This window comes from Microvirga flavescens (genome assembly GCF_003290125.1).
GTDB lineage: Bacteria > Pseudomonadota > Alphaproteobacteria > Rhizobiales > Beijerinckiaceae > Microvirga > Microvirga flavescens.
In genome coordinates this window covers 133,410-145,771 of sequence record NZ_QMKH01000006.1, presented here as the reverse complement: position 1 = coordinate 145,771, position 12,362 = coordinate 133,410, and the positions used below count along the sequence as shown (strand labels likewise).

Here is a 12,362-nt window from a genome sequence, read left to right as displayed (position 1 = left end):
AGGTTCCTACAGATCGGCCAGAGCAACGTGATCCACGTTCGAAGGCTCCAGCCCGTTATTTCTTGTGTACTCGTCTAAGTATTTGAGATCTTTCAGAGCGTCGAGAATTCCACGGCGAACAATCGGCAAATAGTTGCCATCTGTATCGTCGAAGCCAAAGCCAGCTCGGCGTGAGTCAGCCTCAGACTGCATTCTTTTGTAAAAGAACATGGGATGACTTGCGCCAAACTCGTAATCCTTCCCAATCGATGCAAATTCGACATGCCCGTTGTGAGAGAAGATGATCTGATCGCCAGTACAATACGCCGAGATCTTGTATTTCTCGAACATGCCACTCAGCGCCTTGAGCTCACTTGCCATCAGGCGAAACCGCGCCGTTCCGACAAGCATCTCTCTCACTTGATTACCCCACGCTGCCTTCGAGCGAGATCGAGATGAGCTTCTGCGCTTCCACCGCGAACTCCATCGGGAGCTGCTGCAGCACGTCCTTCACGAAGCCGTTGACGATGAGTGCCGTCGCTTCCTCTTCCGAGAGGCCGCGCTGCTGGCAGTAGAACATCTGATCATCGGAGATCTTGGAGGTCGTCGCCTCGTGCTCGAACACGGCGCTCGCGTTCTTCGACTCGATGTAGGGCACCGTATGCGCGCCGCATTGGTTGCCGATGAGGAGCGAGTCACAATTCGTGAAGTTGCGCGCGCCAGTCGCCTTGCGGTGCGCCGAGACGAGACCGCGATAGGTGTTCTCAGACTTGCCCGCCGCGATGCCCTTGGAAATGATCCGGCTCGTGGTGTTCTTGCCGAGATGGATCATCTTCGTGCCGGAATCGACCTGCTGCATGCCGTTCGACACGGCAATCGAGTAGAACTCGCCGCGCGAATTGTCGCCACGCAGGATGCAGGACGGATACTTCCAGGTGATCGCCGAACCCGTCTCGACCTGTGTCCAGGTGATGACCGAGTTCTTGCCACGGCAATCGCCGCGCTTCGTCACGAAATTGTAGATGCCGCCCCGGCCCTCGGCATCGCCGGGATACCAGTTCTGCACCGTCGAATACTTGATCTCGGCATCGTCGAGCGCAATCAGCTCGACCACGGCGGCGTGAAGCTGGTTCTCGTCGCGCTTGGGGGCCGTGCAGCCTTCCAGATACGAGACGTAGGAGCCCTTGTCAGCGATGATGAGCGTGCGCTCGAACTGGCCGGTGTTCTTCTCGTTGATGCGGAAGTAGGTCGACAGCTCCATCGGGCAGCGCACGCCCGGCGGGATGTAGACGAACGAGCCGTCCGTGAAGACCGCCGAGTTGAGCGTCGCGAAGTAATTGTCCGTCACCGGAACGACCGTGCCGAGATATTGGCGCACGAGGTCCGGATATTCGCGGATCGCCTCGGAGATCGGCATGAAGATCACGCCCGCCTTGGCCAGCTCCTCCTTGAAGGTGGTGACCACGGACACGCTGTCGAACACCGCATCGACCGCGACGCGGTTCTTCGGCTCGACACCTGCCAGGACCTCCTGCTCGCGCAGCGGGATGCCGAGCTTCTCATAGGTTTTGAGAATTTCGGGATCGACCTCGTCGAGCGACTTCGGCGCCGGGTTCTTCTTCGGCGCGGCGTAGTAGTAAATGTCGTTGTAGTCGATCTTGTCGTAGGACACCCGCGCCCATTTCGGCTCCGTCATGGTGAGCCAGCGCTTGTAGGCGTCGAGACGCCACTGGAGCATCCATTCCGGCTCGCCCTTCTTGGCCGAGATGAAACGGATCACGTCCTCGGAAAGCCCCTTGGGGGCCTTTTCCATTTCGACCTCGGTCTCGAAGCCGTACTTATACTGATCGACGTCGATCGACCTGACCTGGTCGATCGTTTCCTGCACTGCAGGCATCTGTCTCTCCCACCGCTCACGGTTTCAAGGACCGCGGGTTGATGACAATGGATGACGAGCGAAGCCTTTAGATCAGGCCGCGTTCGCCTTCCGTTTATATAGGGTTTCGACCAGTCTTTCGCACGTTTCCGCAAAGCGGGCTACGTCCTCTTTCGTGGTCATCCACCCCAAACTGACGCGCAAGGCGCCCTCTGCGAGCGCGGGCTCGACGCTCATGGCATCGAGCACATGCGACCGCTTGACCTTCCCCGAAGAACAGGCCGACCCCGACGAGAGGGCGACCCCGCCCATGTCGAACGCGATCAGCGCCGTCTCGGCCTTCACACCGGGGATGGCGAAAGCCAAGGTGTTCGGCAGGCGCTCAGTCCCGGCGCCGAAAACCACGACCTCCGGCAGGATTTGTAGAAGCCGCGCTTCAGCCTCGTCCCGCAGGGACCGCAAGCGCTCAGCCTCTTCGCTCAGATTGGCTTTCGCGATCTGCGCCGCAACTCCAAAGCCTGCAATCGCGGCCACGTTTTCCGTGCCCGCCCGATAGCCGCGCTCCTGACCGCCGCCCCGGATCAGCCGATCCGCGATCTCGATCCGGTCGGAGGCCAGTATGACGGCCCCGGTTCCCTTCGGACCGCCGATCTTGTGAGCGGAAAGCGTCAGCGCATCAACGCCGAGCTCGCCGATGTCGAGCGTGACCTTGCCCGCGGCCTGCACCGCGTCCGCATGAACGTATCCGCCATGTTCGCGCACAAGGGCAGCAATGGCGGCAATTGGCTGCAGAACGCCGGTCTCGTTATTGGCGACCTGAACCGAAACCAGAACCGGCCCTTCGGCGGCTTCCAGCCGGGCTTTGAGCCAGGTGAGGTCCACGGTGCCTTGAGCATTGACCGGAATGCGCTCCACGGCCTCAGGCGCGAAGCGGTGACCGGCGAGCACGGAGGGATGCTCCGTCGCGCCAACGAGCAAAAGCCCGGCGCCCGCCTTCCCCGCATGGCGGAATGAAGGAGACAGAACGAGGTTGTTGGCCTCGGTGCCGCCGCTGGTGAAAATCACGTTCTTCGGCAGGGCACCGACAAGCGCGGCCACGCGCTCCCGCGCCGTCTCCATCTCGGCCCGCGCGGCACGGCCCTCCGCATGGACGGAGGAGGCATTTCCCGGCAGCAGAAAGACGCGCGCCATCTCGGTCGCGACCTCGGGCCTCATCGGCGCGGTCGCGTTGTAATCGAGATAGCTGCGCTGGCTTGCCGCCATGCGAAACGCCCTTTCATGAAAACCTTGCAATGGCCCCTGGTTGCCGTGCTAAAGCAACAGAACCATATCAGATCAGCCTGTGCTTGACGGTTACGCGACCATTGCAGTGACCGAAAGGCCACACTACTTAGAACAATTCTAAGGATTTTAAGGAAAACAGGGGCCTTGAGTCAAGGTCGCCTGCGTTGCGCCCTCCTTCAAGGAGGCTGTCGCCAAGAGGTCAGCAATATGCCTGAGGTCATCTTTACGGGCCCCGCCGGTCGCATCGAAGGGCGTTATCAGCCCGCGAAGCAGAAGGGGGCTCCCATCGCCATCGTGCTGCATCCGCACCCGCAATTCGGCGGCACGATGAACAACCAGATCGTCTATAACCTTTACTACAACTTCCTGAACCGTGGCTTCTCGGTCCTGCGCTTCAACTTCCGCGGCGTCGGCCGCAGCCAGGGCGCGTTCGACCACGGCCAGGGCGAGCTTTCGGACGCCGCCGCCGCGCTCGATTGGGCGCAGGCCATGAATCCGGACGCTCGCGCCTGCTGGATCGCCGGCGTGTCCTTCGGCTCGTGGATCGGCATGCAGCTTCTCATGCGCCGTCCGGAGATCGAGGGTTTCATCTCTATCGCTGCGATGGCGAACCGCTACGATTTCTCGTTCCTCGCCCCCTGCCCCTCCTCCGGCCTTTTTGTCCACGGCTCGGAAGACCGTGTGGCCCCGGTCAAGGACGTCGTCAGCGTGATCGAGAAGGTGAAGACGCAAAAGGGCGTGAAGCTCGAGCACGCCGTCGTCGATGGCGCGAACCATTTCTTCGACGGCAAGGTCGACGAACTGATGGTCGCCGTCGACGAGTATCTGGACAAGCGCCTCGGCACCATCGAGGAAGCTGCATAGGCTTAAGCATCTGCCTTCAAAAGCAATCGGGCGGGCCAGTCGGCCCGCCTTTTTTATTGGCCCGCTCCTGCCACTTAAAGCCGCCCAAGCAAAAGGCGCCAGCGCAACTAAAGCACCAGCGCCTTTTAATTTTTAGCCGCTTGAATCTACGCGGAAGAAGTATCCGAACGCCGGTTTGTTACAGCACGAAATTGGCAGACGTCAGGGCGAGACCCGCAGAGAGGGTCGCGAACTTGATCTGGGCCGCGTAACCGAAGCCATCGGAATCGTAGAACAGCTCGCCCGTGACGTTGTTGTAAACGATCTGCGCGCCCCACCCCTTCGCGCTTGCGCCGATGGACAGCGCAACCGACCAGCCGAAGCCCTTGAAGATGCCGCGATCAAGGCGGATCTGGTCTTCATAGGTGTTGAAGTCCCACATCTGATCGACATTGTAGTAGCGATCCAGGGCTGTATCGAACACGACGATGTCGCGCCCGGCTCCGCCGTAGAGAACGTCGTTGCCCTGACCGCCATAGATCACATCATCGCCAGCATCGCCGACGAGATGGTCGTTCCCGGTGTAGCCGATGATGGTGTCCTGGCCATAGCCACCGTACACAACGTCGTTATCTTCGCCAGCATCGATATAGTCGTTGCCGTCGTCTCCAACGAGCAGATCATTTCCGAAACGGCCGAAGATGCGGTCGTTGCCGGCACCGCCATTCATCATGTCATTGCCGTAAACGAAGTTCCCAAAACCCGGGATGGCATCGTCAAGCAAATCGTCGCCGGCACCGCCATAAAGCGCGTCGGAACCGTCTCCGCCATACAGGGTGTCGTTGCCTGCATCACCGTACAACTCATCATTCCCGGTGAACCCGATGACGATGTCGTGGCCGTTGCCGCCGTATGCGACGTCATTGTCCTCGCCTGCATCGATGTAATCGTTGCCGTCGTCGCCGTAGAGCTTGTCGTTTCCAAAGCGGCCGAAGATGCGGTCGTCGCCATCGCCGCCGGACATATAGTCGTTACCGTAAACGTAATTTCCGGCGCTCGAGCTGGGAACGGCATCGTCGAGAACATCGTTGCCGAGCCCACCATAGAGCGAGTCGGAACCATTCCCGCCATGCAGGGAGTCGTTTCCGCTATTGCCGCTCAGCACGTTGTTGGCACTGTTTCCGATGATCTTATCGTTGCCGGAGCCCGTGGTGGCGTTCTCGATCAGCGAACGGGGATCACCATTGTACTGGAAGGCGTTATAGACGTTACCGTTGACAAAAGACGTCCCGTCCTTGCGGCCGAGTTGAGCATCGGAGAACCGGGAAACCCCGCCCGGGGTCAGATCGACCACCGCATTGTTCCAGAAGTTCGACAAGTCGTAGGTATCGACCCCTCCTCCGTCCCAAACGGTCAGAAAGATGTGATTATCCGAAGGCACGCCCTGACCAGCCCCGTTGACGAACATCTCACCCGTCAATGAGCTCCAGCGATACACGGTGTTGCCGCTGTTGGTTCCGAAATCGGCTCCGTACATCAACTGCAGTGCAGCGATGTCGTACTGCATGAAGGTTTGCGGGGAATCGATGGTCTTATTGTAAGACATCACCGTGTATTCGATAGAATCGTGGACTGCGGACGTCTTGGGCAGGCCCCAGCCGGAATCGTGAGTATGCTTGAGCCCCAGCGAATGGCCAAGCTCGTGCATGGCCAGCAAGTAAGGGCGACTACCCTTCTGTGCGCTCGTAGACGTGCCGAGCGTCAGCCATGTATCGCCGCCATAAACAGGCACGCCCGGATAATAGCCGTGGCTGTTTACGATAATGGATCCTGGCTCGAACGCCGCCACCTTGATGTTGGCATCGTTGCGGCCCGCATACGAGATGCCGGTCGTCACGTAGCCGGCCACGGATGCCATAACCTCATGGACAGCGCTCTCGACCTCAGCCGAAAGCGGCTTGTAGCCGGACGCGCTCGGATTGATCGCTTCGTAATCGCTCCGGGAATCGGGCAGCGAATAGGTAATGGTCGAGTCGGCCCACTTGGAGCCCGAGATCAACGACTTCACGTCGCTATCGGAATGACTCGGCGTGAAATACTGCACGCCACCGATATTCCATGAGGGGAAGAGTGTCCCCATGACCGAGAAGAAGTTCAGGGGCAGTCCCGAGATGTTGTCTGAAATCCAGTTCCAGGCGGAATTCGCTGCGTCGCCAAACCAGTTTCCAATGGCTTCGACCTGATCGCCGATCCAATTCCCCGCAGAGCGGAACGCGTCCGAGAACCACGACATAGGGCACCTTTGCAATTCTGAGTGTAGTGCCTGCACTATGAGCGAGGTCTCGCGACCTGGCCCCGTATGAATTCCTAGGGCGCATAAAATGGGACCCTGGAAGGTAAACTCGCCCTACCGGGGGCCAAAACCGCGTGAAATCCTGCGATGAAGCTGCTAGAGGTCCAGCTCGATTGCGACCAGGACTGACGAGAGAGACGCGATGAACGCGCCGAAATCCGAATTTTTGAAGGTTCTCACCGAGCGAGGCTTCATTCACCAGACCTCCGATTTCGAGGGGCTGGACGCCGCTGCCGCCGAGGGGCGCCTGACGACCTATGTGGGGTATGACTGCACCGGCCCCTCACTCCATGTGGGGCACCTGCTCTCGATCATGATGCTGCACTGGCTGCAAAAGACCGGCGCGGGCAAACCGATCACCCTCATGGGCGGCGGCACGACCCGGGTCGGCGATCCCTCCGGCAAGGATGAGAGCCGCAAGCTCCTGACGGTCGAGCAGATCGAAGCCAACAAGACCAGCATCAAGGGCGTTTTCTCGCGCTTCATCAACTTCGGCGATGGCAAGGCCGACGCGGTGATGGTCGATAACGCCGAGTGGCTGACGACGCTCAACTACATCGAGTTCCTGCGCGATGTGGGCCGCCATTTCTCGGTCAACCGCATGCTGTCCTTCGACAGCGTGAAGATGCGCCTCGAGCGCGAGCACGAATTGTCGTTCCTGGAATTCAACTACATGATCCTCCAGGCCTACGATTTCGTGGAGCTCAACAAGCGCTACGGCTGTGTGCTGCAGATGGGCGGCTCGGACCAGTGGGGCAACATCGTCAACGGCATCGATCTCGGTCGCCGCCTCGGCACGCCGCAGCTTTACGCCCTCACCTGCCCGCTTCTGACGACCGCCTCCGGCGCCAAAATGGGCAAGACGGCCTCCGGCGCCGTATGGCTCAACGCGGACATGCTGAGCCCCTACGACTATTGGCAGTTCTGGCGCAACACCGAGGACGCGGACGTCGCACGTTTCCTGAAGCTCTTCACGATCCTGCCCCTCGATGAGGTCGCGCGCCTTGCGGCGCTGCAGGGCGCGGAGATCAACGAGGCCAAGAAGGTCCTGGCAACCGAGGCCACCGCCCTCATCCACGGCCGCGAAGCCGCGGCGCTGGCGGAAGAGACCGCACGCAAGACCTTCGAGCAAGGCACCCTCGCGGAAAGCCTGCCGACCATCGAAGTCCCGTCGAGTCTCCTGGAAGCCGGCCTCGGTGTCCTCTCGGCCTTCGGCCCGGAATACGCCAAGCTCGTGCCCTCAACGGGCGAGGCGCGGCGCCAGATCAAGAGCGGCGGCCTCAAGGTCAACGACGAGACAGTCAGCGACGAGCGCGGTGTGCTGCGCCTCGCCGACATGACTCCCGAGGGCGTCATCAAGCTGTCCTTCGGCAAGAAGCGCCACGTTCTGCTACGCGCCATTTAAGGGAGGTGCGCTCCGGTCGTCATGAGAATCGGAGCGCGTCACCACGGCGGATCGAGGCCATGCCATGAAAGCCTCAGACACTCCCTTGCCTCCCTCGGCTCTCCCTGTTGCCGCCGTCCTTGCCGTGGTCGTCCATGAGGATCGCGTGCTGCTGGTCAGGCGGGCCAACCCGCCCGATGCCGGCATGTGGGGTTTTCCCGGGGGCAAGATCGATCACGGCGAAGCCGTGGAAGCGGCAGCGATCAGGGAGCTCTTCGAGGAAACGGCCATCCGCGCGCAAGCGCTGGGAGCCTTTACGGCGCTCGACGCTTTCGATTGGAGTGAGAACGGCGAACTTCGGCACCACTTCGTGCTGATCGCTGTTTTGTGCCGATGGCTTTCAGGAACGCCGCAGGCAGGGGACGATGCGACCGAAGCCGCCTGGTGGCCCATCTCGGATCTGGGCAGCCTCGACCGTGTCAGCCTCAACGTGGACAAGGTCGCTCTTCAGGCCCGAAGGCTCGCGGCCGCCTCAACGGTCTAGAGGCATTGCCGGCATCGTCGGGAGCGAATCCGCCTCCATCGTCCCTCCGGTTCCAAACAGCTTGCGCAGGAATCCGGGTGCGACGGCGGACAAGGGGTTCACCATCAGCGAGGGCGTTGCTGTCGCGCCGGAGGCCCGAAAGTTTACGGCGAACAACCCTTCGTACTGACCGCCCCCGAGCAACGGGCCGAAGAGCGGCACCTGCGCGAAAGCGTTGTTCAGGCCATAGGCCGGGATAAAGGTGCCACTGATATCCATCTTGTCGCGGGCGTAATCGATGAACCCGTTGAGGGTAAATCCGATCTGGTTGCCCCAGATCGCGGCATCCTTGAAATCGATGCGTCCGGCCGTGCGCGTGAAATCCATCCGCGCCTTTGCGAAATCGACGCGGTTCGTATCGACCAGCACATTTTGTGCCTGCCCGGTGCTGTCGCGCCCGGCAACAATCCGGGTTTGCGTCGGAATGATCCGCCGCAAGGCAGGCTCATTGACGAGAGTGAATGAGCGCAGCGTCAAAACTCCGGGCTGGGGCCCGTCGCCGGTATTCATCTGCAGCACAAGATCCCCGCCGGACATGCGGCGATAGACATCAGTGAAACGCAGCAAGGCGCCGGCATCCTCGGCCTGGAGCAGGATGACAGGCGCAGCGCCGGCGCCCTGCGCAACCGTGCGCGAGGTCACGTTGGTCGAGCCGAGCCGGCCCTTGATATCCAGCTGCCGCAGGCTGTCCTTACGGGTGGAAGCCTTGATCGTGGCGTTTGTGATCGCCTCGTCGTTATAGCCGGTGAGAATGTTGAGGGCGATGTCGAGATCGACATCGCGGGAGCTGCCGCGGCCATTGGAGGCCGGCGCAGGCGAAGACGAACTCAACGACTTGGTAAAGGGGCGCGCATCGCCCACGTTGCCGCGAACGACGACCTTGTAGACCCCAGCGGCGCGGTCGACCTGCACGCGCATGTCGTCACCGGGAGACATCTTGAACGTGGACAAGTCGGCCCTTTCGAGCGAACCGTCGCTTCCCAACGCAGCCGTGCCGCGTAACTGGGTCGAGCCGCTGTCAAGCGCCAGGTCGCGAAGCTCGCTCGTATGACCTTCGACCAGCGTCAAAGTGAGCTTACCCGGTCGACCTGCGGGCTTCACCCATCCGGGAATAAGCTGGTCCACATTCGCCTTCGTCAGATCCGCATCGAGGCGGATGCCCTGCTTGCTCGCATCCTTGCCGAGCGGCATCGTCGCCTTGATCGGGAGCGGGCCGGTCAGTTGCGATCCGAACGACATACCGCGTCGCTGGCGCGCCGCGTCGTCCAGAACGAGCGCAACATTCGCCTCCCCGCCCTCGCGGTTCTTCCGCACATCGATCGTGGCGGGATTGCCTGCGATCCTCCCGTCGCCCTTGATGGCGAGCACTCCGCGATCATAGGCGATGGTGAGAGCCGCGCCTTCGAGTTTCTCCTTGCCGAAAATCTTATCGGCAGTGAGATCCGTCACCTTGCCGTTCACTGTCAGAGGCAGATCCGCGAAAGCCGGGACGTTGTTGACCAAAAGGCCGATGCCGACCTTGAGGTCTGTCTTGCCTCTGGTGGAAGCCGGATCGGCGTCGAAACCCGCGATCTGCTGGATCAAGGGCTCCCGCAGAAGGGCCGCGAGCGCATCGGCACCGCCTTGCAGACGAAAATCGATCTGCGCGATGGCAGCTTCGTCCCAATAATTGCCAAGCACGAAAGTGCCGTCGGAAGCTGCAAGGCTTCGCGCTTCGGGTAACGACACCTCCCCCGTCGGGGCATGCAGCATGACCTTCATGCCGGTGACGTTGCCGGTCACATTCATTTTCGAAACCGGCGGCAGGCCGGCGGCGGCCTGCAGGGTGCCCTGCGAAATCGCGAAGTCGATGTTGAGCGACTGATCGGGAATCGGCTCGCCTGAGATCGCCTTTTTCATGTCCTCGCCAGTCATGGCGACCTTGAGCGCGATCGAATCGAGCGTGCCGGCCTTCAGATTGGAGACGAGGAACCTCCGAACCGGAGGCGCGACCGCTTCCGGCCAGACGCGAAGGACAGAGCGGAGGTTTGAGTTCGTGGCATGCAGGTCGAGCCGCAGGCCATGAGGATCGGCCGATGAACCAAGGACACCCGAGATGTCGGCGGACAGGTTCGGGCCACGCAGCTTCACGGAGTTGAGGACAACGCCGTCCGGTCCCGACAGATCAGCCTCGATGGAGCTCACTTCGACAGGGGCATCACCGGCCGCGGCTCCCGACAGCCGAGCGTTCGTTCCGCTCAAGGACAAGCGCCACGGATCTCCGTTGACCGGCAGGGCCAGCTTGCCCTGCAGGTTCACGGCAGTATCACCGCCCTTCATCTCAAGCGTCTGAAGCGCGAGCGCGTGCTGCTCCTCTTCCCAGGCCAGGGCAATGGTGGAGCGGTCAATCTGAAGCGGCGACGTGTCCTTGTCATCGATCAGGATCGCGCCGCTATTGCTTGTGAAGCGCGCCCTGAGATCTCTCAATCGCCCCGCGCCATAAGCGGCATCGATGCGCCCCGAGAGCTTGAGATCGGTCGAAGTCGGAAGTGCCGACATGCCCGCCAGAAGCAGCACGTCCTCCAACGGAGCGTCAGCGGTGACGACCGTGGCGCGATAGCCTGTCTTGTAATCGCCGCTGGCGTCGCCGTTCAGTTGCCATACGCCCTGCGGTCCATCGAGCGTGGCGTCGAAATGGTGCTCGCCGCTGCCGTTCTTCTCGAAAACAGCATCGACGCGCTTGAACGTGCCGCGTTGCTTCTGGTTCGCATCGACGAGCGTGAGGCTGGCATTGGTCAATTGCGCGCGGTCGAGCAAGTTGAGAATGCCGAAACGTCCTACGACGAGCTCGAAGAGCGACCCAACCACACGCGAAACCGGCGAAGCCTGCGGGTCGGATGGCTCTTGCGTCGCGACCTGAGGGACGACAGCAGGGGACGTGGTCTCCGAACCCTCTCCCCCGGCGGCTGGAGAAAACGAGAGTGAGCCGTCCTTGGCGACAAGGGCGCGGATCTGCAAATCGCGCAGTTCGATGGACCTGGGTTGCAACGTCCCTGTCAAAAGGGAAAATCCGTCGACGCTAACCGTCGCGTAAGGAGCTCGGACAACGAGGGCGCCGTTGGGATCGCGAACATCCAGCCCTATCGCTCGCAGAGCGGGGGATCCGGCTTTCAATTCAAGCGCCGTATTACGCATGGTCACGGACCAGCCCGGACCGATCCGCGAGGCCAAAGCTTCGCCGATCCGCTCCGGCATTCGTCCGAAGCTGAGCGGGCCGGCGGACAGACGCGCATAGAGCAGCCCAAGCCCCACAATGACGGCCAGAACGATTCCGACCTTCACATAGAGGGCTCCGCGCAGCACGCGCGACAAAGCGCTCCGCTGTGCCTTCAGCTTCATCGCACCTTTCGGGCGTTTATTTCCGGTCAAAAACTGCTTCATTCTCTCGCTGTCGAGCGATCCGGTTCTTGAACTGTCCGAAGTGGGAGGGAATCAAATCGCGGGGACCTTAACCCGACGGATCGTCTCTCGCGACAATCTTCGACAATCTTGTTGAGGATTGCGATTTCCTCCCCAAACACCGACAATCCGCCAAAAGGAAGGCAAGCCATGACACTGACCGTCGGACAAAAAGCCCCGGACTTCACGTTGCCGATAACCGGCGCAGACAAGATCAGCCTCGCGAGCCTCAAAGGCCGCAAGGCTGTGCTCTATTTCTATCCCAAAGACGATACTTCCGGCTGCACCCGTGAAGCTCAGGACTTTCAATCCTTGCGTAACGCCTTCACCGCAGCGGATACCGAAATTATCGGCGTGTCGCCGGACAGCCTGAAAAGCCACGACAAGTTCCGAGACAAATACGGCCTAGCCTTCCCCCTCGCCTCCGACGAGGAGAAGTCGATGCTCGAAGCCTATGGCGTGTGGGTCGAGAAGAGCATGTATGGACGCAAATACATGGGCGTGGAACGCACGACCGTGCTCATCGACCGCGACGGCAAGATCGCGAAGATCTGGCCGAAGGTAAAGGTGCCGGACCACGTCAAGGAGGTGCTGGAGGCGGCGAAGGGAATTTAGTCCCCAG

General features: G+C 61.0%; 9 protein-coding genes. 4 read left to right on the top strand and 5 right to left on the bottom strand.

Translation table 11 applies throughout. The features are described from left to right. Window positions 1–6 precede the first annotated feature (6 nt). The 3 genes from DQW91_RS12970 to DQW91_RS12960 form a co-directional block, all read right to left on the bottom strand. Entirely contained in the window at window positions 7–390 is a 384-nt protein-coding gene (locus DQW91_RS12970) for a hypothetical protein (protein ID WP_112664069.1), read from the bottom strand. A gap of 13 nt (window positions 391–403) precedes the next feature. Continuing rightward, window positions 404–1,876, bottom strand: a complete 1,473-nt coding sequence (gene sufB / locus DQW91_RS12965; protein WP_112664068.1) for a Fe-S cluster assembly protein SufB — start codon at window positions 1,874–1,876, stop codon at window positions 404–406. A gap of 72 nt (window positions 1,877–1,948) precedes the next feature. Then, entirely contained in the window at window positions 1,949–3,118 is a 1,170-nt protein-coding gene (locus DQW91_RS12960; protein WP_112664067.1) for a cysteine desulfurase family protein, read from the bottom strand. Between the two features lie 228 nt (window positions 3,119–3,346). On the opposite strand from DQW91_RS12960, the gene DQW91_RS12955 reads away from it, so the two are divergent. Beyond that, complete coding sequence (locus DQW91_RS12955; RefSeq protein WP_112664066.1) at window positions 3,347–4,003, top strand: alpha/beta hydrolase; 657 nt, start codon at window positions 3,347–3,349, stop codon at window positions 4,001–4,003. 178 nt (window positions 4,004–4,181) lie between these two features. On the opposite strand, the gene DQW91_RS12950 is transcribed toward DQW91_RS12955, so the two are convergent. After that, on the bottom strand, window positions 4,182–6,275 hold the full coding sequence (locus tag DQW91_RS12950) for a M10 family metallopeptidase C-terminal domain-containing protein (RefSeq protein ID WP_112664065.1): 2,094 nt from the start codon (window positions 6,273–6,275) through the stop codon (window positions 4,182–4,184). A gap of 202 nt (window positions 6,276–6,477) precedes the next feature. Here DQW91_RS12950 and tyrS point away from each other — a divergent pair, with 202 nt between their 5' ends. After that, window positions 6,478–7,740, top strand: coding sequence for a tyrosine--tRNA ligase (gene tyrS, locus DQW91_RS12945; RefSeq protein ID WP_112664064.1), 1,263 nt, complete (start codon window positions 6,478–6,480; stop codon window positions 7,738–7,740). Between the two features lie 64 nt (window positions 7,741–7,804). Then, window positions 7,805–8,263, top strand: a complete 459-nt coding sequence (locus DQW91_RS12940) for an NUDIX hydrolase (protein ID WP_112664063.1) — start codon at window positions 7,805–7,807, stop codon at window positions 8,261–8,263. On the opposite strand, the gene DQW91_RS12935 is transcribed toward DQW91_RS12940, so the two are convergent. Continuing rightward, on the bottom strand, window positions 8,252–11,680 hold the full coding sequence (locus DQW91_RS12935; protein WP_157961443.1) for a YhdP family protein: 3,429 nt from the start codon (window positions 11,678–11,680) through the stop codon (window positions 8,252–8,254). The two genes, DQW91_RS12940 and DQW91_RS12935, sit on opposite strands and share 12 nt — an antisense overlap. A 210-nt stretch (window positions 11,681–11,890) precedes the next feature. Here DQW91_RS12935 and DQW91_RS12930 point away from each other — a divergent pair, with 210 nt between their 5' ends. Next, window positions 11,891–12,355: a peroxiredoxin gene (locus DQW91_RS12930; protein WP_112664061.1), complete on the top strand. Its 465-nt coding sequence runs from the start codon at window positions 11,891–11,893 to the stop codon at window positions 12,353–12,355. The last annotated feature ends 7 nt before the right edge of the window (window positions 12,356–12,362 follow it).